At 73.3% G+C, this 23,109-nt stretch carries 22 protein-coding genes and 1 riboswitch; of the genes, 10 read left to right on the top strand and 12 right to left on the bottom strand.

Annotated features, from left to right (window positions below; translation table 11 throughout):
- Window positions 1-14 precede the first annotated feature (14 nt).
- A complete protein-coding gene (locus ACFWUY_RS12505) occupies window positions 15-740 on the top strand; it encodes a cobalt-precorrin-6A reductase (RefSeq protein ID WP_384106214.1) in 726 nt (241 codons plus the stop codon).
- Window positions 741-753: 13 nt separating this feature from the next.
- Here the strand turns inward: ACFWUY_RS12505 and ACFWUY_RS12500 are convergent, their stop codons facing one another.
- The gene (locus tag ACFWUY_RS12500) at window positions 754-2,823 is read right to left on the bottom strand and encodes a fibronectin type III domain-containing protein (RefSeq protein ID WP_384106211.1); all 2,070 of its coding nucleotides are present in this window, start codon (window positions 2,821-2,823) and stop codon (window positions 754-756) included.
- 159 nt (window positions 2,824-2,982) lie between these two features.
- On the opposite strand from ACFWUY_RS12500, the gene ACFWUY_RS12495 reads away from it, so the two are divergent.
- Window positions 2,983-4,557, top strand: a complete 1,575-nt coding sequence (locus ACFWUY_RS12495; protein WP_384106208.1) for a serine hydrolase — start codon at window positions 2,983-2,985, stop codon at window positions 4,555-4,557.
- Here the strand turns inward: ACFWUY_RS12495 and cobJ are convergent.
- The 3 genes from cobJ to cobG are packed head-to-tail and all read right to left on the bottom strand — an operon-like array spanning window position 4,548 to window position 7,947.
- Window positions 4,548-5,981, bottom strand: a complete 1,434-nt coding sequence (gene cobJ, locus ACFWUY_RS12490; protein ID WP_384106534.1) for a precorrin-3B C(17)-methyltransferase — start codon at window positions 5,979-5,981, stop codon at window positions 4,548-4,550. The two genes, ACFWUY_RS12495 and cobJ, sit on opposite strands and share 10 nt — an antisense overlap.
- A gap of 53 nt (window positions 5,982-6,034) precedes the next feature.
- Window positions 6,035-6,688, bottom strand: a complete 654-nt coding sequence (locus ACFWUY_RS12485) for a precorrin-8X methylmutase (RefSeq protein WP_384106205.1) — start codon at window positions 6,686-6,688, stop codon at window positions 6,035-6,037.
- Window positions 6,685-7,947, bottom strand: coding sequence for a precorrin-3B synthase (gene cobG, locus ACFWUY_RS12480; protein WP_384106529.1), 1,263 nt, complete (start codon window positions 7,945-7,947; stop codon window positions 6,685-6,687). Before cobG ends, ACFWUY_RS12485 begins: the two co-directional genes overlap by 4 nt.
- Before the next feature lie 86 nt (window positions 7,948-8,033).
- A riboswitch (cobalamin riboswitch) is annotated at window positions 8,034-8,162 on the top strand.
- Window positions 8,163-8,201: 39 nt separating this feature from the next.
- Between cobG and cobN the strand changes: the two genes are divergently transcribed.
- The gene (cobN, locus tag ACFWUY_RS12475; protein WP_384106202.1) at window positions 8,202-11,825 is read left to right on the top strand and encodes a cobaltochelatase subunit CobN; all 3,624 of its coding nucleotides are present in this window, start codon (window positions 8,202-8,204) and stop codon (window positions 11,823-11,825) included.
- 1 nt (window position 11,826) lies between these two features.
- Here the strand turns inward: cobN and ACFWUY_RS12470 are convergent, their stop codons facing one another.
- Both ACFWUY_RS12470 and ACFWUY_RS12465 read right to left on the bottom strand, forming a co-directional pair.
- A complete protein-coding gene (locus ACFWUY_RS12470; RefSeq protein ID WP_384106525.1) occupies window positions 11,827-13,464 on the bottom strand; it encodes an ABC-F family ATP-binding cassette domain-containing protein in 1,638 nt (545 codons plus the stop codon).
- Between the two features lie 89 nt (window positions 13,465-13,553).
- Window positions 13,554-13,901: a DoxX family protein gene (locus tag ACFWUY_RS12465; protein WP_384106199.1), complete on the bottom strand. Its 348-nt coding sequence runs from the start codon at window positions 13,899-13,901 to the stop codon at window positions 13,554-13,556.
- A 92-nt stretch (window positions 13,902-13,993) separates the two neighbouring features.
- On the opposite strand from ACFWUY_RS12465, the gene ACFWUY_RS12460 reads away from it, so the two are divergent.
- From ACFWUY_RS12460 to ACFWUY_RS12445, 4 genes are all read left to right on the top strand, one after another.
- The gene (locus ACFWUY_RS12460) at window positions 13,994-14,437 is read left to right on the top strand and encodes a MarR family winged helix-turn-helix transcriptional regulator (RefSeq protein ID WP_384106197.1); all 444 of its coding nucleotides are present in this window, start codon (window positions 13,994-13,996) and stop codon (window positions 14,435-14,437) included.
- Between the two features lie 87 nt (window positions 14,438-14,524).
- Window positions 14,525-15,418, top strand: coding sequence for an alpha/beta fold hydrolase (locus ACFWUY_RS12455; protein ID WP_384106194.1), 894 nt, complete (start codon window positions 14,525-14,527; stop codon window positions 15,416-15,418).
- Window positions 15,419-15,629: 211 nt separating this feature from the next.
- Window positions 15,630-16,592 carry a hypothetical protein gene (locus ACFWUY_RS12450; protein WP_384106191.1) on the top strand — a complete coding sequence of 321 codons (963 nt, stop codon included), beginning with the start codon at window positions 15,630-15,632 and terminating at the stop codon, window positions 16,590-16,592.
- A gap of 2 nt (window positions 16,593-16,594) precedes the next feature.
- A complete protein-coding gene (locus ACFWUY_RS12445) occupies window positions 16,595-16,951 on the top strand; it encodes a GntR family transcriptional regulator (RefSeq protein WP_384106188.1) in 357 nt (118 codons plus the stop codon).
- A gap of 29 nt (window positions 16,952-16,980) precedes the next feature.
- Here the strand turns inward: ACFWUY_RS12445 and ACFWUY_RS12440 are convergent, their stop codons facing one another.
- Both ACFWUY_RS12440 and ACFWUY_RS12435 read right to left on the bottom strand, forming a co-directional pair.
- A complete protein-coding gene (locus ACFWUY_RS12440) occupies window positions 16,981-17,940 on the bottom strand; it encodes a D-2-hydroxyacid dehydrogenase family protein (protein WP_384106185.1) in 960 nt (319 codons plus the stop codon).
- 50 nt (window positions 17,941-17,990) lie between these two features.
- A complete protein-coding gene (locus ACFWUY_RS12435; protein WP_384106182.1) occupies window positions 17,991-18,950 on the bottom strand; it encodes a GlxA family transcriptional regulator in 960 nt (319 codons plus the stop codon).
- Window positions 18,951-19,059: 109 nt separating this feature from the next.
- Here ACFWUY_RS12435 and ACFWUY_RS12430 point away from each other — a divergent pair, with 109 nt between their 5' ends.
- From ACFWUY_RS12430 to ACFWUY_RS12420, 3 genes are all read left to right on the top strand, one after another.
- A complete protein-coding gene (locus ACFWUY_RS12430; RefSeq protein WP_384106179.1) occupies window positions 19,060-19,662 on the top strand; it encodes an MBL fold metallo-hydrolase in 603 nt (200 codons plus the stop codon).
- A 60-nt stretch (window positions 19,663-19,722) separates the two neighbouring features.
- On the top strand, window positions 19,723-20,082 hold the full coding sequence (locus ACFWUY_RS12425) for a hypothetical protein (RefSeq protein WP_384106176.1): 360 nt from the start codon (window positions 19,723-19,725) through the stop codon (window positions 20,080-20,082).
- Between the two features lie 81 nt (window positions 20,083-20,163).
- Window positions 20,164-20,727 (top strand): hypothetical protein, encoded by a 564-nt coding sequence (locus tag ACFWUY_RS12420; protein WP_384106173.1) that lies wholly within the window; start codon window positions 20,164-20,166, stop codon window positions 20,725-20,727.
- 81 nt (window positions 20,728-20,808) lie between these two features.
- Here ACFWUY_RS12420 and ACFWUY_RS12415 read toward each other — a convergent pair whose 3' ends face one another.
- From ACFWUY_RS12415 to ACFWUY_RS12400, 4 genes are all read right to left on the bottom strand, one after another.
- Window positions 20,809-21,117, bottom strand: coding sequence for an SCO5918 family protein (locus ACFWUY_RS12415; RefSeq protein WP_384106170.1), 309 nt, complete (start codon window positions 21,115-21,117; stop codon window positions 20,809-20,811).
- A gap of 155 nt (window positions 21,118-21,272) precedes the next feature.
- Window positions 21,273-21,476, bottom strand: coding sequence for a cold-shock protein (locus ACFWUY_RS12410; protein WP_030210008.1), 204 nt, complete (start codon window positions 21,474-21,476; stop codon window positions 21,273-21,275).
- A gap of 349 nt (window positions 21,477-21,825) precedes the next feature.
- Window positions 21,826-22,314: an iron chaperone gene (locus ACFWUY_RS12405; protein ID WP_384106167.1), complete on the bottom strand. Its 489-nt coding sequence runs from the start codon at window positions 22,312-22,314 to the stop codon at window positions 21,826-21,828.
- 152 nt (window positions 22,315-22,466) lie between these two features.
- A complete protein-coding gene (locus ACFWUY_RS12400) occupies window positions 22,467-23,093 on the bottom strand; it encodes a glyoxalase (protein ID WP_384106522.1) in 627 nt (208 codons plus the stop codon).
- Between the last annotated feature and the right edge of the window lie 16 nt (window positions 23,094-23,109).

Here is a 23,109-nt window from a genome sequence, read left to right as displayed (position 1 = left end):
AAAGGGCTCCTGTGGTGCACGTACTCATTCTCGGGGGGACAGCCGAAGCCCGCGCCCTCGCGGGCCTGCTGCACGGCGAGGTCCGGGTCACCAGCTCCCTCGCGGGGCGGGTGGCGAGCCCCCGGCTGCCGGCCGGGGAGGTCCGGATCGGCGGGTTCGGCGGGGTCGCCGGGCTCGTGGAGTGGATGGACGGGCACGCGGTGGACGCGGTCATCGACGCCACGCATCCCTTCGCCGGGCGGATCAGCTTCAACGCGGCCCGGGCGGCCGCCACCGCCCATGTTCCCCTGCTGGCCCTCCGCCGCCCAGGCTGGGTCCCGGGAGAGGGCGACGACTGGCGTTCCGTGGCGTCCCTGGAGGAGGCGGCCCGGTCCCTGGACGGCCTCGGCGACCGCGTGTTCCTGACGACCGGCCGCATGGGTCTCGCGGCCTTCGCGGACTGCCCGCAGTGGTTCCTGGTCCGCTCGGTGGACGCCCCGGACGCCCCGATGCCGGCCCGCACGGACGTCCTCCTGGACCGGGGCCCGTTCACCCTGGACGGCGAACGGGAACTCCTCGCCCGCCACCGGATCGACGTCCTCGTCACGAAGGACAGCGGCGGCACGGCGACCGCCCCGAAACTGACCGCGGCCCGCGAGGCGGGCATCCCGGTCGTGGTGGTCCGCCGCCCCCCGGTCCCGGAGGGCGTACGAGTGGCGGCGACCCCCGAGGAGGCCGCCGCCTGGGTGCTGCGGGGCTGAGCCCGGGACCTCGTCAGACGAGGGAGGGCCACACGGTGGACAGCGTGTGCGTCGCCACCGTGGTGCCGTCGGCCCGTACCGCCTCGAAGGTGTAGAAGTACGCCTGCCCCGGCACGGCCGTCCTGTCCGCGTAGCTGGTTCCGGTGGCGGGAAGCAGCCCCGTGTGGAGCGGGGCGTACGCCTTGGTGACCGGGTTCCAGCGGCTCATCCGGTAACCGGCGACCTGCGCGCACGGCTCGGCGCTGAAGCACGTCCAGCCGATGGACGGCGCACTCGTGGTGACGTCCGACCAGTTCATGGCGCCCGAGAGGTTCCAGTCGTCGACGACGTTCACGGACGGCCGGAGGTCGAGCTCCGTCGCGGTGACCTTCGCGATGTCCGGACCGTAGAGGGAAAGGCTGTTGCCCCAGCGGTCGCGGGCGCTCACCGCGTAGACGGCGGCCTCCCCGTCGGGGACGTTGGGGCAGACCATGGCCAGGGGGTCGCTCTGGCCCTCCCGGCAGCCGGCCCAGGCGATGGTGCCGTTCTCCCCGGCGACTCCCTGCCACGCCGAGTAGCCGACGACGTCGTCGTCCGCCGGAGGCTTCCAGGTCAGCAGCGTGCCGTCGGCCCGCGGGGTGGCCTTCAGGTCGACGACCGGCGCGGGGGCGACGCTGTCGCCGCTGCGGATGGTGACGGGGGCGGACAGCGGCGACTCGTTGCCCACCGGGTCGACGGCGGTGACGGCGTACGTGTGGTAGCCGTTCGGCGCCATGTCCTCGTCCTCGCACTCGATCCTGACGGGGGCCGATCCCGCTACCTCGTACAGGTTGCAGGAGACCCGGGTGAGATCGGCCGGATCGAGGGCGGTGCCGGGCGAGCGGTAGACGCGGAAGCCTCCGGAGTAGGCGACCTCGTTGCCGAAGGATCCGATCATGTTCCAGGAGATGACGGTCTTGTCGAGCTCGGCGAGAGCGCGCACAGCCGTCGGTGCCGGCGGCGGCGTCGTGTCGATCCTGTTGCCGCTGACGACGGCGGAGTACGCCGAGGGGAGTTCGGCGGTGTCGAAGGCGCGGACGCGGTAGTACCGCGGGATTCCGGCCGGTGCCGAACTGTCCCAGTAGCGCAGGTCGGTGAACGGACCGTAGGTGTATGGCGTGAGCACCGTGAACGGCCCTGTCGGCTGGGCGGCCGCTTCCACTTCGTACCGTACGGCGTCGGTCGCCGCCTTCCAGCTCAGCTGGTTCTCGTTGTTGGCGGTGGAGACGGTGAGGCCCGTCGGGGTGGCGGGGGCGGTGCGGTCGATGGTGTGGACGGTCGGGTCGTAGGGGCTGCCGTACGACTCGTTGCCGGCCTTGTCCCGTGCCCGTACCTCGTAGACGTACGTCTGACCCGTGCGCGGTGTGCTGTCCGTGTAGGACCTGGTGGTCAGCAGGGCGGTGCCGCTGACCCGGCTCCAGGCGGTGGAGGTCTCCGGGCGCCGGTAGACGCTGTACCCGGCGAGGTCCATCTCCTTGTTCGCGGTCCAGTAGATCTTGGTCGCCCCCGTGGTGTGGTCGGGGTCGACCCAGGCGCTGGCCGGTGCGAGCGGCCGCACCTTGTCGACCGTCGCCGCAGTGCGCGGCGCGTAGCCGAACTTGACGTTCGCCGCGCCCGTCCAGGTCGCGTAGTGCACGACGATCGTGTGGCGGCCGGACGGGATGGTGAGGTCGACCGTCTTCTTCTGGGTGGTGGAGTTGTTCTTCCAGAGGTCGATCTTGCGGACGCCGTCGAGGCTGACGCGGATGCCGTCCTGCGCCTCGGCGGTGAACGTGAAGGGGCCGCCGGAGCCGAAGTCGCGGCTGAGGGTCCAGCGGACGCCGAAGTTGTCCCTGGGCAGCGTGGTGACGGCCGGGTCGCCGTAGCCGTAGTTCTCGGCGATGACGCTGTCGCAGGTGATCAGTTTGGGCGTGCCCGTGAGGGTGGTGTTGGCGTAGTAGTCCGCCTTCCACAGCGGGGAGGCGCAGGTGACGGCCGCTGCGGCCGGGCCGGCGGTCAGCAGACCGCCGGATGCGACGAGGGCGGCCGTGGTGGCCAGCGCGCTCCGTCGGGTACGAGTGATCACGAAGAGTGGGGCCCTTTCCGGACCTGTGGGGAACAGCGGGAACAGTCGACGCGTGGGGGAGGGGGCGGTGCGGGTGGGGCCGGTGTTCCGCCGGAGGCGCACTTTACCGACTGGTTTCTTCCGCGCGACAGCGGATTCCACCCGGCGTTCAATGGAGGGATGGGTACCGTCCGATGGCTGGCCGCAGCGGGGCTCGTGTCCGTACTGGGCGTGACCGCGGGTACAGGCCCCACCCCCGCCCCCACTCCCACCTCCACCCCCGAGCCGCCCCCCGCGCAGCCGCCGCCCGTTCTCGACCGGGCGGACGTGGACCGTGCCGTCGGCCGGCTCGACGCCGACGTCGCGGCGATGATGAAGCGCACCGGGCTTCCCGGCGTGTCCGTCGCCGTCGTGTACGAGGACAAGGTCGTCCACCTCAAGGGGTACGGGGTCCGTGAGGTGGGCAAGGCCGCCCGGGTCGACGCCGACACCGTCTTCCAGCTGGCCTCGGTCTCGAAGCCGATCGCCTCCACCGTCGTCGCCGGGGCCGTCGGCGTCGAGGGCTGGCAGCGTCCCGTCGCCCCCGAGCTGCCCGAGTTCCGGCTGAAGGACCCGTGGGTGTCGTCCCATGTGACGGTCGCCGACCTGTTCTCGCACCGCAGCGGTCTGCCCGACCACGCGGGCGACCTCCTGGAGGACCTCGGCCACGACCAGGAGTACATCCTGTCCCACCTGCGGTACGAGCCCCTGGCGCCGTTCCGCGCGAGCTACGCGTACACCAACTTCGGTCTGACGGCGGCCGCCGAGGCCGTCGCCGCGGAGAAGGGCGTGCCGTGGGAGAAGCTCGCCGCGGACACGCTCTACAAGCCGGCCGGCATGAACGACACCAGCTCCCGCTTCCAGGACTTCGCCGGCAACCCCGACCGGGCCGTCGGCCATGTGAAGGAGGCCGACGGGACGTGGAAGGCGTCCGTACGGGACCCTGACGCCCAGTCCCCGGCGGGCGGCGTCAGCTCCTCGGCCCGCGACATGGCGACCTGGCTGCGGCTCCAGCTCGCGAACGGCACCCTCGGCGGAAAGCGGATCGTCGACGCCGACGCCCTCGACCTCACCCACCACCCCGAGTCCGTCGCCTCACCGGCGCACGCGCCGGCGGGCCGCACCGGTTTCTACGGCCTCGGCTGGAACGTGTCGTACGACGACGAGGGCCGGCTGCGTCTCTCGCACACCGGGGCGTTCGCGCTCGGCGCGCACACCAACGTCACCATGCTGCCGGGCGAGCGGCTCGGGATCGTCGTCCTCACCAACGGGGCTCCGGTCGGCGTCGCGGACTCCGTCGCCCTCGACTTCTTCGACACCGCGCAGGACGGCAGGCCCAGCCGGGACTGGATGCCGCTCGTCGACGCCGTCTACCAGCAGCAGGCGGACGCCGACCGGTCCGAGACGGATTACGCGAAGAAGCCCGCCGACGCGGCCCCCGCGAAGGAGGCCGGCACGTACGCGGGCACGTTCGAGAGCGACTACTACGGGCGGGCGGAAGTCGTCGCCGGTGACGACGGGACCCTGACGCTCCGTCTGGGGCCGGAGCCCCAGACGTACCGGCTGACGCACTACGACGGCGACACGTTCAGCTTCGAGACCCGCGGCGAGAACGCCGTCGGCCGTACCGGGGTCACCTTCACCCCGGACGCCAAGGCCTTCACCGTCGAGTACCTGGACCAGGAGGGTCTCGGCACCTTCACCCGTCAGCCGTAACGCCGGGGTGTCCACGTGATCGTGCGGCCGTCCGCGCGCTCCACCGCGCGGGTCTGCGAGGAGCCGATCAGGAGCAGGGTCCGCATGTCGACCTCGGACGGGTCCAGGGTCTTCAGGGTCACCACCCGGACCGACTGCTCCGGGCCGCCCACGTCACGCGCGACGACCACCGGGGTGTCGGGGGAGCGGAGTTCGAGGAGGAGGTCGCGGGCCGCGGCCACCTGGTGGGTGCGGGACTTCGAGCCCGGGTTGTAGAGGGCGAGGACCAGGTCGGCGCCGGCCGCGGCCCGCAGCCGGGTCGCGATGACGTCCCAGGGCTTGAGCCGGTCGGAGAGCGAGATCGTCGCGTAGTCGTGGCCGAGGGGCGCGCCCGCGGCGGCGGCGGCCGCGTTGGCGGCGGTCACCCCCGGGAGGACCCGTACGGGAACGTCGGCGTACGCCGGTTCGCAGGCGACCTCCAGGACGGCGGTCGCCATGGCGAAGACGCCCGGGTCGCCGCCGGAGACGACCGCGACCTTGTGCCCGCGCCGGGCCAGGTCGAGCGCGAACTCGGCGCGCTCCGACTCGACCTTGTTGTCGGAGCCGTGCCGGATCTGCCCGGGGCGAAGCACCGGCACCCGGTCCAGGTAGGTGGTGTAGCCGACGAGGACGTCGGCGTTGACGAGCGCGCCGCGCGACTCGGGGGTGAGCCAGGGGGCGCCGGCCGGGCCGGTGCCGACGACGACGACCTCGCCCCGGTCCCGTACGGGAGGTTCCTGATCGATACGGGAGGGGAGCACGGCCACGGAGAAGTACGGGACCGTCGACGGGTCCACCTCCGTCAGCTTCTCCGTCCGCTCGCCCGCCATGAACGCCCGCTCCACGTACCGGGCGTCGTCGAGCCGGCCGGCCCGCTCCAGGGCCCGCCGCACGGTGGGGAAGGTGCGGCCGAGCTTCATCACGACGGCCGAGTCGGTGCCCGCGAGCCGGGCCGTCAGCTCGTCCTCCGGCAGGGTCCCGGGAATGATCGTGAGGACCTCCTCCGCCTCGCACAGCGGCTCGCCGAGCCGGGCGGCGGCGGCGCTCACCGAGGTGACGCCGGGGATGACGGTCGTGTCGTAGCGGTGCGCGAGCCGCTTGTGCATGTGCTGGTACGAGCCGTAGAACAGCGGGTCGCCCTCGGCGAGGACGGCGACCGTGCGGCCCGCGTCGAGGTGCGCGGCGAGACGGGCCGAGGCCTCCTCGTAGAAGTCGTCGAGGGCGCCCCGGTAGCCGCCGGGGTGGTCCGTGGTCTCCACCGTGAGCGGGTACATCAGCCGCTCCTCGATGTGGTCCTCGCGGAGGTGCTCGGCCGCGATGGAGCGCGCGATCGAGCGGCCGTGGCGGGCCGAGTGGTAGGCGATGACGTCGGCGGCGGCGATGGCCTTCACGGCGGCCACCGTCATGAGGTTCGGGTCGCCGGGGCCGAGGCCGACCCCGTACAGCTTGCCGGTGACGGTCACTTCTGGATCTCCGCTTCGTGCGCTATCGCGTTGATGGCGGCGGCGGTCATCGCGCTGCCGCCGCGCCGGCCCCGTACGACGAGGTACTCGAGGCCCAGTTCCTGGGCGGCGAGGGCGTCCTTGGACTCGGCGGCGCCGATGAAGCCGACCGGTATGCCGAGGACGGCGGCGGGCTTCCCCGCTCCCTTCGCGATCATCTCCAGGAGGTGGAAGAGGGCGGTGGGGGCGTTGCCGATGGCGACGACGGAGCCTTCGAGGCGGTCCCGCCACAGTTCGAGGGCGGCGGCGGAGCGGGTGGTGCCCAGTTCGGCGGCGAGGCCGGGGACGGCCGGGTCGGAGAGCGCGCAGAGCACCTCGTTGTCGGCGGGCAGCCGCTTGCGGGTGACACCGCTGGCGACCATCTGGGCGTCACAGAGGATCGGGGCACCGGCGCGGAGCGCGGCGCGGGCGTTCGCGACGACCCCGGGGGAGTAGGCGATGTCCTGCACGAGGTCGGTCATGCCGCAGGCGTGGATCATCCGGACCGCCACCTGGGCGACGTCGGCGGGCAGGCCCGCGAGGTCCGCCTCGGCGCGGATCGTGGCAAAGGACCGGCGGTAGATCTCCGCCCCGTCCTTCTCGTAGTCGAACATCGTGTCGCTCTCGCTCATCTCGTGGGGGGCGTGGGGCCGACGGGGGTGCGGGCCGCCGCGACGGCTTCTGACAGGGAGGTACGGGAGGTGGGCGCGCCGTCCACCAGATAGGTGTCCTCGCCGGTGGCGAGGACCTCGATCCAGCCGCCGTACGGGTGTCCGCAGCGCCGCTCGCACCCGGAGAAGTGCACGGGCAGCGGCCCGGGGGGCGCGGCGAGAGCGTCCGTACGTACGTCGGCGAGGGACTTGGCGCAGCCGGGGCGCCCGGTGCAGGCGGTGACTCCGGCGCCGGGTGCGTCGGGGCGGGTGATGAGGCCGTACGTCTCCAGGGCGTCCAGGCGATCCGCGGCGGCCCCTGTTCCGGTTTCCACCACGACCACCCCCCGCCACGGTGTGAACCGGACCTCGTCGGCCGGCAGCAGCGCCCGCAGCTGGGCGGCGGTCAGCCGGCCGAGCGGCGCGAGGACGTACAGGCCGCCGTCCCCGAGGGCTCCGGGCGCGGGCGGCGGGGAGAACGGCGTCGGCGGTACGGGCAGGGCCTCGGCCGCGATCCCGGCGCGCGCCAGGGCCCCGGCCCAGTCCGGGACGTGGGCGTCGGGCAGTTCACGGGGCCGCCAGGCGCCGTTCCCGGCCGCGTCGGCGGCGTCGAGGAACGCGAGGGCGGCGGCGAGGGCGGCGCGGACGGCGTCGGCGGCGGCGAGCCGGAAGACCTGCCGGCCGCCGGGCCACAGCACGGCGGTCCCGTCCGCGTCTGCGATCAACTTCACATCGCCGCCGAGCCCGGCCACGTCCCCGCGCCCGTCGTCCAGGACGAACAGGAAACGGCCGGAAAGCGCCGCCGCCCGGGGCTCGGAGCACAGCGCGGCGTCAAGGTCGCGCGCCCACAACTGCACGTCCGCGTGGCCGAGTCCGTCGAGTCCGGCGGTCGGCGAGGCGACGATGTTGCGGACGCGTTCGTGGGTGGGGGAGGGCAGCAGGCCCGCCTCGTCGAGGAGGCCGGCGAGCTCCGCCCCGCAGCCCTCGCCGAGACCGCGCAGCTCCGCGTTGCCGCGCGAGGTGATGCTGACCCGCCCGTCGCCGAGCGTCTCCGCCGCCGTCGCGAGGGCTTCGACCTGACGGAACGTCAATCTACCTGCGGGCAGGCGGAGTCGGGCCAGGCGGCCGTCCTCGGCGGGGTGCAGGCGCAGCGCCCCGGGGCAGGCGTCGCCACGGTCCCGTATGCGAGCTTCGCCCGGTTCGGGCGTCGTGGGTGGGGTGGGCGGCATGGCGGCGAGCATACCCACGGGGAACCGGGCGCCCACCGGGTGTGATCAGGCCGACTCGGCGGCCCGCCCCGGCCCTCGGCGCCACGATCTAGGATGCAGTTCGGCATGGGGTCCCAGGACCCCGGGGAGGAAGCCCGGTGAGAATCCGGCGCGGTCCCGCCACTGTGAGCCCGTACCAGGCACGACGGAACGGGTGAGTCAGGAACTCCTGCCGTCCACACGACCACCCGGGGCGCGGACAACCCCGAGGAAGGCCTGCGCTCGCCATGCTTCTGCTGCTGTCGCACTCCGACACCGACCTGCTCAGCGCCCGCGCGGCGAACGCCGCCTCGGCCGGCGGCCCGGTGGAGTACCGCTTCGCCAACCCCGCCCGCCTTCCCCTCGCCGAACTGCCCGGCCTCCTCGACGGCGCCGACCTCGTCGTCGTCCGCCTCCTCGGCGGGCTCCGCTCCTGGGAGGACGGTCTCGACGCGGTCCGCGCCGCCGGAAAGCCCGTGGTCGTCCTCAGCGGCGAACAGGCGCCCGACGCGCAGCTGATGGAGACGTCCACCGTCCCCGTCGGCGTCGCCACCGAGGCGCACGCCTATCTCGCGCACGGCGGCCCCGGGAACCTGGAGCAGCTGGCCCGCTTCCTCTCCGACACCGTCCTGCTCACCGGCCACGGCTTCGAGGCCCCGGCCGCCGCCCCCACCTGGGGTCCCCTCGACCGGGTCGCGAAGAACGACAGCGGCCCGACCATCGCCGTGCTCTACTACCGCGCCCACCACATGAGCGGGAACACCGCCTTCGTCGGCGCCCTGTGCGACGCCATCGAGGACGCCGGCGCGCGGGCCCTCCCGCTGTACGTGGCCTCCCTGCGGGCCCCGGAGGACGAGCTCCTCGCCGAGCTGCGCGGAGTCGACGCCATCGTCACCACCGTCCTCGCCGCCGGCGGCACCAAGCCCGCCCAGGCGCAGGCCGGCGGCGACGAGGAGGCCTGGGACGCGGGGGCGCTCGCCGCGCTCGACGTGCCGATCCTCCAGGCGCTCTGCCTCACCGGCTCGCGCGCCGCCTGGGAGGAGAACGACGAGGGCCTCTCCCCGCTGGACGCCGCCAGTCAGGTCGCCGTGCCCGAGTTCGACGGGCGGCTCATCACCGTCCCGTTCTCCTTCAAGGAGATCGACGAGGACGGCCTGCCCGCGTACGTGGCCGACGCCGAGCGCGCGGCCCGCGTCGCCGGGATCGCCGTACGGCACGCCCGGCTCCGCCACATCCCGAACGCCGAGAAGAAGCTGGCGCTCGTCCTCTCCGCGTACCCGACGAAGCACTCCCGCATCGGCAACGCCGTCGGCCTCGACACCCCCGCGTCCGCCGTCTCCCTCCTGCGCCGTCTGATCGCCGAGGGGTACGACTTCGGGCCCGCCGAGGAGCTTCCCGGCCTGGTCTCCGGCGACGGCGACGAGCTGATCTACGCGCTCATCGAGGCCGGCGGCCACGACCAGGACTGGCTGACGGAGGAGCAGCTCGCCCGCAACCCGGTCCGCATCCCGGCCGCCGACTACAAGCGCTGGTACGCGACGCTCCCCGAGGAGCTCCGCACCCACGTCGAGGAGCACTGGGGCCCGGCGCCGGGCGAGATGTTCCTCGACCGCTCGCGCAACCCGGAGGGCGACATCGTCCTCGCCGCCCTGCGGCGCGGGAACCTGCTGATCCTCATCCAGCCGCCGCGCGGCTTCGGCGAGAACCCGATCGCGATCTACCACGACCCCGATCTCCCGCCGTCCCACCACTACCTCGCCGCCTACCGCTGGATCGCCGCCCGCGCCGAGGACGGCGGCTTCGGCGCCGACGCCATGGTCCACCTGGGCAAGCACGGCAACCTGGAGTGGCTGCCCGGCAAGAACGCCGGCCTGTCCGCCGCCTGCGGACCGGACGCGGCGCTCGGCGACATCCCGCTGATCTACCCCTTCCTCGTCAACGACCCGGGCGAGGGCACCCAGGCCAAGCGGCGCGTCCACGCGACCCTCGTCGACCACCTGGTGCCGCCGATGGCCCGCGCCGACTCGTACGGCGACATCGCGCGCCTGGAGCAGCTGCTCGACGAGTACGCGCAGATCTCCTCCATGGACCCGGCGAAGCTGCCCGCGATCCGCGCCCAGATCTGGACGCTGATCCAGGCCGCCAAGCTCGACCACGACCTCGGCCTCCAGGAGCGCCCGGAGGACGACGGCTTCGACGACTTCCTGCTGCACGTCGACGGCTGGCTGTGCGAGGTCAAGGACGCGCAGATCCGCGACGGTCTGCACGTCCTCGGCGGCGCCCCGGAGGGCGAGGCCCGGGTCAACCTGGTCCTCTCCATCCTGCGCGCCCGCCAGATCTGGGGCGGCACGCAGGCCCTGCCCGGTCTGCGCGAGGCGCTCGGCCTCGACGAGTCGGCCGCGACCCGCACCACCGCCGACGAGGCGGAGGCGAAGGCCCGCGAGCTGGTCGAGGCGATGGAGGCGGCGGGCTGGTCCGTGGACGCGGTCGCGACGGTCGCCGCCGCGTACGGCCCCGAGGTGCACGCCGTCCTCCGCTTCGCCTGCGAGCAGGTCGTGCCGCGGCTTGCCGCCACCACCGACGAACTGACGCACGCCGTGCACGCCCTGAACGGCGGCTTCGTCCCGGCCGGACCGTCCGGTTCCCCCCTCCGCGGCCTGGTCAACGTCCTGCCGACCGGCCGGAACTTCTACTCGGTCGACCCGAAGGCCGTGCCGTCCCGGCTCGCCTGGGAGACCGGGCAGGCCCTGGCCGACTCCCTCCTGGAGCGCTACCGCACCGACAACGGCGAGTGGCCGACCTCGGTGGGCCTCTCCCTGTGGGGGACGAGCGCGATGCGCACCGCGGGCGACGACGTCGCCGAGGCGCTCGCGCTGCTCGGCGTCCGCCCGCTGTGGGACGAGGCCTCGCGCCGCGTGAACGGCCTGGAGCCGATCCCCACGGCGGAACTCGGCCGTCCGCGCATCGACGTGACCCTGCGCATCTCGGGCTTCTTCCGGGACGCGTTCCCGCACGTCATCGGGCTGCTCGACGACGCCGTACGCCTGGTGGCGGGCCTGGACGAGCCCGCGTCGGACAACTACGTACGGGCGCACGCGCAGGCCGACCTGGCCGAGCACGGCGACGAGCGGCGCGCCACCACCCGCATCTTCGGTTCCCGGCCCGGCACGTACGGCGCGGGCATCCTCCAGCTGATCGACTCGCGCGACTGGCGGACGGACGCGGACCTCGCCGAGGTGTACACGGTGTGGGGCGGGTACGCGTACGGGCGCGGGCTCGAAGGGCGCCCGGCGCGGGCCGAGATGGAGACGGCGTACAAGCGGATCGCGGTCGCGGCGAAGAACACCGACACCCGCGAGCACGACATCGCCGACTCGGACGACTACTTCCAGTACCACGGCGGCATGGTGGCGACCGTCCGCGCGCTCAAGGGCACGGCCCCGGAGGCGTACATCGGCGACTCGACCCGTCCGGAGACCGTCCGCACCCGCACGCTCGTCGAGGAGACCTCCCGGGTGTTCCGCGCGCGCGTGGTCAATCCGCGCTGGATCGAGGCGATGCGCCGCCACGGCTACAAGGGCGCGTTCGAGCTGGCGGCGACCGTCGACTACCTCTTCGGGTACGACGCGACGACGGGCGTGGTCGCCGACTGGATGTACGACAAGCTGACGCAGGAGTACGTCCTCGACGAGACGAACCAGGTCTTCCTGAAGGAGGCCAACCCGTGGGCGCTGCACGGCATCGCGGAGCGGCTCCTCGAAGCCGAGTCGCGCGGCATGTGGGAGAAGCCGGACCCGGAGACCCTGGCCGCCCTGCGCCAGGTGTTCCTGGAGACCGAGGGCGACCTCGAAGGCTCCTCGGACGACGAGTAGGTCATGCGGTTCGGCCCGTGACCAGGGATTCCGGGGCCAGTTCGAGACGGCGGCCCCGGAAGCCCGCTCTGAGCCGCCGGTCGTGGCTGACCACGACCAGCGTGCCCCGGTACAGCGCGAGCGCGGCCTCGATCTCCTCCACGAGCGCCGGGGCCAGATGGTTGGTCGGCTCGTCGAGGAGGAGCAGATCGGCCGGTTCGGTGACGAGCCGTGCCAGTTCCAGTTTCCGGCGCTGTCCCGTCGACAGGCACCGGACCGGGGTCGCCAGGTCCCCGGCGGAGAAGAGACCGAGGGCGAGCAGTTCGTCCGCGCGGTCCGCTCCGAAGGCCTCGCCCACCGTACGGGGGTCGGTGGGTGGGGCCGTCTCCTGGCGGAGCAGTCCGACCCGGGCCGGAACGTCCACCGTGCCCGCGTCCGGGGCGAGTTCGCCCGCGAGGACCTTCAGGAGGGTGCTCTTCCCGGCGCCGTTCGGGCCGGTGACCAGGAGTCTCTCGCCCGCGTCGAGGTGGAGGCCGTCGAGCCGGAGCCGGCCGTCCACCCGTACGCCGTCGAGGTCGACGGGCGCGCCCTCGCCCGTGAGGTCCGCGCGGAACCGCAGGGGTTCCGGGGGCGGGGGCACCGGGTCGGTGGTGAGCCGGGCGAGCTTCTCGCGGGCGGCCCGGATGCGGCTCGCCGCCCCGTGCGCCCGCGACCGGGCCCGGAAGGCGCCCGCCCCGCTGAACGCGGCCGGGGCCTTGCGGGGGATGGCGGAGAACCGGTCGATGTTCGTGTCCGCGAGCGCCCGGTACCGGGCGAGCTCCTCCTTCCACTCCTCGTGCTCCCTTCGTCTGCGGGCCCGTTCGGCGGCGCGGCCGGCCAGGTGGCCGGCGTAGCCGTTCCCGTACCGGCGGACGGTGTGGCGGTCCTCGTCGACCTCCAGGACGGCGGTGGTGACCCGGTCGAGGAAGACCCGGTCGTGGGAGACGGCGACGACCGTGCCCCGGTGGGCGAGCAGCCGCTCCTCCAGCCAGGCGACGGCCTCGTCGTCCAGGTCGTTGGTCGGTTCGTCGAGCAGCAGCAGTTCGGGCTCGGCGGCGAGCGCGGCGGCCAGGGCGAGCCGGGAGCGCTGCCCGCCGGAGAGCGTCCCGAGCGGCCGGTCACGGTCGAGCGGCCCGGGCTCGCCGAGCCGCCGGAGCGTGGTCTCGACCCGCCGGTCGGCCCCGGCGCCGCCCCGCGCCTCGTAGGCGTCGAGCAGTTCCGCGTACGCGGCGAGGCCACCGTCATCGGTGTCGGCGAGGTCTGTCTCGGCGGCCAGGATCGCCCGCTCGAGCTCCCGCACGTCCGCGAGCGCGTGGTCGATCGCGTCGCCGACGGTGGCCGTCGGGGGGAGGTCCAGGGTCTGGGAGAGGTGGCCGAGTCCGCCGGGCGCCTCGACGGTCACCGTCCCGTTGTCGGGAGCCTCGAGCAGGGCGAGGAGCCGCAACAGGGTGGACTTCCCGGAGCCGTTGCCACCGACGACGCCGAGCCGCTCGCCGGCGCGGACGGTGAGGGAGACCCGGTCGAGCACGGTCCGGTTCCGCGCGTACCGGTCGTCGTAGCGCTTGCTGACCTCGGTGAGTAGGACACGGAACAAGGGCGGTCTCCTGTACGTCGACGACAGAGTCAATACGAGACGTCTCGTCTCGTGTCCTCGACCGTACGGTACCGGTGAACCCTTCGCAAGACGTTTCGTCTCGCCGATGGGGGCGCTCAGGCGGAGGCTATGCGCAACACCAGGGCGGCCGCCGCGAGCAGGGTCAGGACCACGACCGGCGCCAGCTCGTAGTCCTTCGCCCGCAGGTGCGTGACCAGGGCCCCGATGAAGTAGAGGGCCACGCCGATCGCCGCCGCCCCGCCCAGCAGGGGCACGGCGAGTCCCGCGAGCAGGCCGACCGCGCCGGCCGCCTTCAGGGTCGCCAGCCGTGGCAGCCAGGAATCCGGTACGTCCAGCTTGGTCATGCTGCCGACGATCTGCGGGTTGCGGGTGAAGGTCAGGAAGGCGGAGGCGGAGAGCGCGAAGGCGAGCAGCGCGGCGACGACGGCGTAACCGATGAACATGGGTGTGCTCCAATGGTCCAATGACTTCAATCGTTGAACTATATCAATGATTTATCTGGCTCCACAATAGGGCCGCTGTTACGGTGGGTGTCATGGCAGCTCTTCCGACCGACCGCCTCGGCTTCCTCCTCTCCTTCCGCGGGGAACTCACCGGCGCGCGCATCCGCGCCGCCCTGGGCGTCGCCGGACTGCACCCGAGGAACGCGATGACGCTGATGCAGCTCGCCCCCGGCGCCATGGGGCAGCGGGACCTGGCCGCCGCGATGGAGATCGACCCCAGCCAACTGGTGGCGATCCTGAACGAGTTGGAGACGGCGGGGCTCGCCGAGCGACGCCGCGACCCGGCCGACCGGCGCCGCCACATCGTGGAGATCACGGAGGCCGGCGCGGCGGCCCTCGAGCGGATCGACGCGGCGGTGAGCGCGGCCGAGCGCGAGCTCTTCGGCGACCTGACCGCGGCGGAGCGGACGGTGCTGCGCGGACTGCTCGACCGGGTCGTGGTGGACGCCGGCGACCACGAGTGCGGCGCCGAGTAGCGGTTCCCCCCGTCGGCCGCGCGACCGATGAGTTCCGGTGGTGACGGCGGTCTACCCCATGACCGTCCCACCATCGAGGAGAGACCCATGGCCGAGACCGAGACCGACACCCGGACCCTGGACGCCACGGGTGCGATCCTGCGCTACGACGTGCGCCCCGGCACCGGAACCAGCACCGGAACCGACGACCGCCCCCTGCTGCTCATCGGCTCCCCCATGGACGCGACCGGCTTCACCACGCTCGCCTCCCACTTCACCGACCGGACCGTCGTCACGTACGACCCGCGCGGAGTGGGCCGCAGCGAGCGCACCGACGGCGCGGCGGAGACGCTCCCCGACGAGCACGCCGACGACCTGGCCCGGCTGATCGAGGCGCTCGGCACCGGCCCCGTGGACGTCTTCGCGAGCAGCGGCGGCGCCGTCAACGCCCTCGCCCTGGTGGCCCGGCGCGGCGACCTGGTGCACGCCCTGGTCGCGCACGAGCCGCCGACGGCCCAGGTCGTCCCGGACCGGGAGGCGGCCCTCGGGGTCTGCGCGGACGTCCACGCGACCTATCTGCGGGAGGGCTGGGGGTCCGCGATGGCCAAGTTCCTGGCCCTGACGAGCCGTAAGGGCGAGTTCCCGGCGAACTGGGCCGAGGAGCCCGCCCCTTCCCCGGCCGCCTTCGGCCTGCCGGCCGAGGACGACGGCCGGCGCGACGACCCGCTGCTCGGCCAGAACATGCGCGGCTGCACCTCGTACCGCCCCGACTTCACCGCCCTGCGCGCCGCGCCGACCCGGATCGTCGTCGCCGCGGGGAAGGAGTCGGAGGGCGAGCTCGCCGCCCGCGCGGCGGTCGCCGTCGCCGAGGGGCTCGGCACCCCGCTCGCTGTCTTCCCGAGCCACCACGGCGGCTTCCTGGGCGGCGAGTTCGGCCAGCACGGCGCCCCGGCGGAGTTCGCCGAGGCGCTGCGCGCCGTCCTGGCGGAGAACGCCGGCTGACCGGAAGCCACGTCGACGCGGCGGCGGCCTTCAGGGCCGTCGCCGCGTCGACGTTCCCGAGGCCGAGCTCGGGGAGGTTCTCCGGGTCGGCGGCCGAGCCGCGAATCGTCCGCATGACGGTGGCCGGGGCCCGCATCCCGAAGGGAAAACAAGTTGTTCTAGCGCAGTACGAACAACTTGTTCTATCCTGGTGCGAACAATGGAGGTTTCCATGAACCGTGCCACGCCTCGTCTCCGCGCGCTCGCCGCGCTGCCCTTCGTCCTCGCCCTCACCACCTGCCTGCTGCTGCTCTCCCTCTGGCACGACCGGCTCCCCGACCCCCTCGCCACCCACTTCACCGTGGGCGACGACGGCCGCGCCGACGGCTTCACCGGCCGTACCGCGTTCGCCGTCCTCGGCGTCGGCCTGCTCCTCGGGCTCGGCACCGGCTGGACGGTCCTCGTCCGCCGTACCGTCCTCTGGGGCGCGTGGGCGACGGCCGGCTTCGCCGGAGCGCTGCTCGTCCTCCTCCTGCGCGCCAACCTGGACGCCGTCGACCCGGCCCAGGTCGTCTCCCCGCTCACCGACCTGGCGCTCGCGGCGGCCGCCGCCGCGGTGTTCGCCCTCGCCGGACGTGTGCTGGCCCCCCTCGTCCCCGCGGACGAGCCCGCCGCCCGCGCCGACGCGACCGACCGCCCCCGGCTGCCGCTCGGCGCGAGCGAGGTCGCCGGCTGGTCCCGCGCCACCGCCTCCCGCCCGCTGACCGTCCTCGCGACGCTCGCCCTCGCCGCCGTCCCCGCCGGCCTGCTCCTCGCGCCCTGGCCGACCGCCCTGCTCGCCCTGCTCGGCCTGGTCATCGGGGTGCCGGGCCTCGCCCTCGCCCGGGTCAGGGTCACCGTCGACCGGCGCGGCGTCACCGTCCGGCCCTCGCTCGTCCCCCGGCCCAGGGTCCGGGTGCCGCTCGACGAGATCGCGGGCGCGAGCGCCAGGAAGCTCGACACCGCCGCCGTGCTCGCCGACTTCGGCGGCTGGGGCTACCGCGTCCGGTCCCACCGGACCGGCGTCGTGCTCCACGCCGGCGAGACCCTCGTCGTACGGCGGGGCGGCGGACGTGAGTTCGCGGTCACCGTGCCCGACGCGCGGACCGCCGCCGCCCTCCTCAACACGCTCGCCGAGCGGCATGGGAGGGTCTGACCGTGCTCTTCCGTGTCGACCCGGCCTCCGCCGCGCCCCTCGGCGACCAGATCGCCGGCTGTGTCCGCGGCGCCCTCGCCGACGGCTCCGCCGCACCCGGCGAACGCCTCCCGGCCGCCCGGGAACTCGCCGACTCCCTCGGCGTCAACGTCCACACCGTCCTCCGCGGCTACCAGCGGCTCCGTGAGGAGGGCCTGATCGAACTCCGCCGGGGCCGGGGCGCCGTCATCGTCCCCGGCGCCACCGCTCCCGACCGCGCCCGCCTGATCTCCCGGCTGCGCGAGGCGGCGGCGGAGGCCCGCGGCCTGGGCCTGACGGACGAGGAGTTCCTCGACCTGGCCCGTACGAGCCTGGGGTAGCGGCACCGGACCGGCGGGCTCGGGCCGGGTCAGGCCAGCTCGCGCACCGGCGCGCCCTTCAGGAAGGCCTCGATGTCCTCGACCGCCTGCCCGAAGTACCGCCGGTAGTTCCCCTCCGTCACGTATCCGAGGTGCGGCAGCGCGAGCACGTTCGGCAGGGACCGCAGCGGGTCGTCCCCCGGCAGCGGCTCGGTCTCGAAGACGTCGAGGCCCGCCCCCGCGATCCACCCCTCGCGCAGTGCCCGCAGCAGCGCGCCGCCGTCGACGAGCCCCGCCCGTGAGGTGTTGACGAGGTACGCGTGCGGGCGCATCGCCCGCAGCTCGGGCTCCCCGACCAGGCCCCGGGTGCGGTCCGAGAGCACCATGTGGAGCGAGACGAAGTCGCTGTCCGCGAACAGTTCCCGCTTGTCCTTCGCGAGCCGCACGCCGTGCTCGGCCGCCCGTTCCTCCGTCAGGTTCGGGCTCCACGCGCGCACGTCCATGCCGAAGGCGAGACCGATCCCGGCCACCCGGGTGCCGATCTTGCCGAGGCCGACGAGCCCGAGGGTCCGGCCGGCCAGGTCGGCGCCGACGGTGGACTGCCAGGGCCCGCCCTCCCGCAGGGCCCGGGCCTCGGCCGGGACGTGGCGGGCGAGGCCGAGGAGGAGCGCCCAGGTGAGCTCGGTGGGCGGTGCGGAGCTGCTCGCGGTGCCGCAGACGGTGACCCCGCGCGCGCGTGCGGCGGCGACGTCGACGGAGGCGTTGCGCATCCCGGAGGTGACGATCAGCCGGAGCCGGGGCAGCCGGGCGAGGAGCGCGGCGTCGACGGGGGTCCGTTCCCGCATGACGACGAGGATCTCGCAGTCGTGTACGGCGGCGACGAGCGTGTCCCGGTCGGTGAGGTGCTCCCGCAGGACGCGGACGTCCACACGCCCCGCCAGCGAGCCCCAGTCGCCGGAGGCGAGGGCGACGCCCTGGTAGTCGTCGAGGATGGCGCAGCGCAGCTTCATGACGGCATGATCGCGTACACCCGGAGCCCTGCCCAGGGCGTCCGGGCCCGTCAGGGCGTACGCGTGAAGGAACGGCGGTACGAGCGGGGCGGGACACCGCGGCGCCGTACGAACTGGGCGCGCAGCACCGCCGCGCTGCCGAAGCCGACCGCCCGGGCGATCTCCTCGACCGGGAGGTCCGTGGTCTCCAGGAGCTCCTCGGCGCGGCCGAGACGCAGGGACAGCAGCCACGCGTGCGGGGTGGTGCCGGTCGAGGCGGCGAAGCGGCGGGCGAAGGAGCGCCGGCTCATCAGGGCCCGGCGGGCCAGCTCGGCGACCGGCAGCGGCTCGTGCAGGTTCTCCCTGGCCCAGGCGAGGACGTCGGTGAGCCGCTCGTCCCGGCTGTCCTCGGGGACGGGCGTGGCCAGGTACTGGGCCTGGCCGCCGTCACGGTGGGACGGGAGCACCAGGTCCCGGGCGATGGCGTTGGCCGTGGTGGCCCCGTGCTCCCGGCGCAGCAGGTGCAGGCAGAGGTCGAAGCCCGCGGCGGCGCCCGCGCCCGTGACGATCGGGCCCTGGTCGACGTAGAGGGCGTCGGGTTCGACGGTGACGTCCGGGTGGCGTTCGGCCAGGAGTCCGGCGAACCGCCAGTGCGTGGTGGCCCGCCGCCCGTCGAGCAGCCCGGCCGCGGCGAGCGCGAACGCGCCGACGCAGTGGGCGGCGACCAGGGCCCCGCGCGCGTGCGCGGCGGTCAGCGCGTCGAGCACGGCCCGCCCCGGCGGCGTGCGGAACTCCGCCCACGGCAGGGCGATCACCAGGTCGGCCGTGGCGAGCCGGTCGAGACCGTGCTCGACGACCAGCGGCAGGCCGACGTCGGTGCGGACCTTCCCCGGCCGGTCGGTGCAGAGCGCGAAGTCGAAGCGGGGCAGGTCCCCGCCGCGCGCGTCGAACACCTCGGAGACGATGCCGGCGCCGAGCATGCCGACCCCGTGCGGGGCGTAGGCGGCGACGGTCACGAAGGGCGGCGGCATGGGGGCGAGTCTGGCACGGCGGTCGTGCGCGGTGCCGTGGCACGATTCCCGCGATCACTGGCAGTACGGCCACTCGTGAAGGACCGGGGCCCGCAGAAGACTTGGGGGCATGACACACCACGACGACGCGCCCCGCGGCCGCACCGCCGCGTACACGATCCTGACCACCGGCTACACGCTCTCCACCGGCCCCGGGGTCGCCGCCACCGTCTCCTACGTGCGCGACGGCGACCGGCACGTGATCGTCGACCCCGGCATGGTGGCGAGCCGCGACCGGATCCTCGGCCCGCTCGCCGGTCTCGGCCTCGGCCCCGACGACATCACCGATGTCGTGCTCAGCCACCACCACCCCGACAACACCATGAACGTCGGCCTCTTCGGCCGGGCCCGCGTCCACGACCACAAGGCGATCTACGAGAACGACCAATGGACCGACCGCGACGCCGAGGGCCACGAGCTCGCCCCGTCGCTGCGGCTGATCCGTACCCCCGGCCACAGCCCCGAGGACATCACCCTCCTCGCGGGTACCGGCGACGGCGTCATCGCCTTTGTGGGCGACCTCTGGTGGCGCCCGAACGGCCCGGTGGAGGACCCGGTGGCCCCGGACCACACCGTCCTGAAGAGCTCGCGCCTCCGCGTCCTCGCCACGGCCGACGTGATCGTCCCGGGCCACGGCCCGGCGTTCCCGGCGGACGACACGGCGCCGCGCTAGCGGAAGCCGGGGGCACGGGCGTTCCCCCGGGACCGGTGGCGGCGCCTAGAATCGGCTTTCATGTCGAAGCCTGACGAGCTGCTCGTTGACATTGCCGCCACGGTGGAGTCCGGGCAGAGCAATCAGATGTCCATGACGGTGGTCGTGGGAGGTGCGGTCCTCACCGGTCGGCTGGCCCCGGAGGCCCTGTGGAGACAGCGGGTGTCCGAGGTCCTGACGGACTCGGCCCGCCTCGGTGAGTTCTCCGGGGTCTTCAGCCCCTCCGAACGGAAGGAAGGGCCACCCACCCACCTCCACTTCCACCTCGCCCGGATCCTCCAGGGCACCGTCGGCATCCCGGAGACCGGCGGGATGTACCGGGTCGCCCTCTCGGACGTCAGCGCCTGGACGGTGGGCGACTTCCGCTACTCCGACCACTGAGCGGGCCGCGTACGAGGACGGGCGGCGGCTGAGTAGCCGTACTCACGCGGCTGCCGCCGCCCGCTCCGTACCGTGGCGGCCATGAGGAAGTCCACCCTGCTCCCGGCCCTGCTGCTGCTCGCCGTCGCCACGGTCACGGGCTGCTCCGTACTGGAACGGGACTATCCCTCCGGTGACCCGGCGGCGCTGTCCACCCGCCTCAAGGACCGTGCCCAGTGGGCGTACGACGGCATGGCGCTGCCGCCCCACACGCCGGTGGAACCGGCACGGGTGATTCCCGGCCACAGCTGTTACGCGGGCGGGTTCAGCATCGAGAAGCCCGCGCGGGACGTCGTCACCTATGAACTCCGCTGGACGGTCGGGGACGTCCCGGCCGACGTCGCCCGTGCGACGGAACGGCGCCTGCGGCAGCGGTTCACGGAGGCGGGCTGGACGGTGACCCACGACGGCAACCGCCGGAGCGAAGATTTCGTCGAGCTCGGCTTCCGGGTCGAGGACCCGGCGACCGGGGACCAGTTCGACCTGGCGTGGAACGACTCGACCACGTCTCTCTTCCTCACGGGGTACACCCCGTGCAGGAAGGTTCCGTCCGGCACGGCGGACACGCCGTCGTCGGAGTCCTGGAACCCGCGCACCGCCACCTGAGGCTCACCCCGGCACCCGGCACCCGGCATCCGGCGGCGGTGGGACCCCGCAGCCGGAACGCCTCGGAAGAGCCCGAACGCCTCAGAAGGTGTCGGAGCTCTGCTCGGAGGGGGAGGGCTGCGCGGCGGGGGAGGGCTGCGCGGCGGGCTGCTCGGCGGAGACGGTGAGACAGGTGAAGCCGAGCTTGGTCATCGCCCGCACGACCTCGCCGGCACTGAAATCACGGCGGTCCTGGCGGGTCACGACCTCGCCCACCTGCTTCACGGGGAACTGGCGGCGCCCGATGACGACGACGTCACCGACGGCGGGCTCGGGCTTCACGCCCTTCATCGATTCGATGACTCCGGCTTTGGTCAGCTCGAAGGGGAAGCGGGCGATGACACAGCGCATGGTGACTCCTGCGGAGAAGCGGTCCAGAAGTGGTCCAGATGAGGGACCGGGCGGGAAATTCCCGCAGCCGGCGAAGAGGTGCAAAGAGCTGAGGCCCGCACCCCAAAGGTGCGGGCCTCAGCTCGTCAGCTCGTGCTACGCGTCAGCGCCTGGGGTCAGGCGGGGACGATGTTCTCGGCGGTCGGGCCCTTCTGGCCCTGCGCGATGTCGAAGCTCACCTTCTGGCCTTCCTGCAGCTCACGGAAGCCCTGGGCGGCGATGTTCGAGTAGTGGGCGAAGACGTCGGGGCCGCCACCGTCCTGCTCGATGAAGCCGAAGCCCTTTTCCGAGTTGAACCACTTCACGGTGCCAGTAGCCATGTCATTTCTCCTTCGGGGCAGTGCTCGGAGCTCACACCCTGTGCGCTCCGTGTCGCTGCGATGATCGCCCCGCCCGGAAAAAGCCCGGAAATGAAAAAGGGTGCCCAGCGCCGGATGAACCGGAAGGGGCACTCGTCGTTCGGGACCCACAACTGCAACTGATATCGACAGTAGCACGGTGGCGCGGAGCGTGCCGGGTGAAGAATTTCGATCCCAGCCATCCCGTGTGTTTACATGACAAATTTTCGCCCCGCGTCGCTTCGAATTCACGCGCCGCCCGCTCCGGCATTTCCGCGGCGGCACCGGGTCACCGGGCCCGGTACCGCCGCGTGGCTCCCCGCCGCGGGTCTCAGCCGGCGGCCTTCTCGATGAGCGCGGCGATCCGGGCCTCGTCGGCGGCGCCGAGCTCCGTCAGGGCGTAGCTGGTCGCCCACATGGCGCCGTCGTCGAGCCGCGCCAGGTCGCTGAAGCCCAGCGTGGCGTACCGCGTCTTGAACTTCTGCGCGCTCTGGAAGAAGCAGACGACCTTGCCGTCCGCGTCGGCGTACGAGGGCATCCCGTACCAGAGCTTCGGTACCAGGCCCGGCGCGCTCGCCGCGACGATCTCGTGGAGCCGCTCGGCGAGGACCCGGTCGGCGTCCGGCATCTCGGCGATCTTCGCGCGCACCTCGGTCTCCCCGTCGGCCCTGGCCTTGGCCGTCCGCGCATCGCGTCGCGCGGCCGCCTTCAGCTCCTTGGCGCGCTCCTTCATCGCGTCGCGCTCCTCCTCGGTGAAGCCGTCGTACTTCTCGCCGCTCGTGCTGGTGCCGCTGTTCTCGGTGGACGTCCGGGTGCTCATGGCGCGGTTCCTCTCTGACGATCAGACGATCGGACAACTTGGCGAGGCGGGTGAAGGTGGATGGGTGGGGCTGACGAGACGGGTGGGGCTGACGAGACCGGTGGGGCTGACGACGCGGCTCGGACGCACCTCGGCCGTGGCTCGGACGTGTCTCAGGAGGTGGAAGCCACGGCGGCGGGCTCCCACGCGAACCCGTCCGGGTCCGTGAAGGCGCCGGTGCCGTCGCCACCGAGCACGATCCGGTGCGATCCCTCGCCGTCGACCGGGACACCGGCGTCCTTGGCGAGGGCGCGGCGCCCGTACAGGGCGAGCTTGACGGGGCTGTCCCCGGCGGCGAACTCGACGTACTTGCGGCCGAAGCTCTTCGCGACGGCGAGGCCGTGCTCGACGTAGAACTTCCTGCTCTCGGCCACGTCGGCGGCCCCGAGCAGGAGGACGAACTGGTCGATCCGGCCGGTGGCCGGGCCGGTGTCCTTCTTCGCCGAGGTCGCGACCTTCCAGATGGTCCCGTCGGGGGCCCGGAAGACGCCGCCGACGCCCCAGAACGACTTCGCCACGGGCTTGAGCTCGGTGGCGCCGGCGGTCAGGGCCGCGTCGACGAGGAGCCGCACGTCGGCCGGCTGGGAGACCGTGAGCGACAGCGTGAACCCGCGGAAGCCGGTGGTCGGCGCGTCCGAGGCCCGCAGTCGCACATGGGCGCCAAGGCCGGAGTCGGTGTAGAAGCGGTCGGCGGCCGGAAGGTCGGCGACCTCGAGGGTGACGGATGCGATGGCGTTCATGCGGTTCGCGTTCATG

It is taken from the genome of Streptomyces sp. NPDC058664 (assembly GCF_042716635.1).
Taxonomy (GTDB): Bacteria; Actinomycetota; Actinomycetes; order Streptomycetales; family Streptomycetaceae; genus Streptomyces.
Note: the sequence above shows the minus strand (reverse complement) of the source record. Positions and strands in the feature narration are given on the sequence as shown.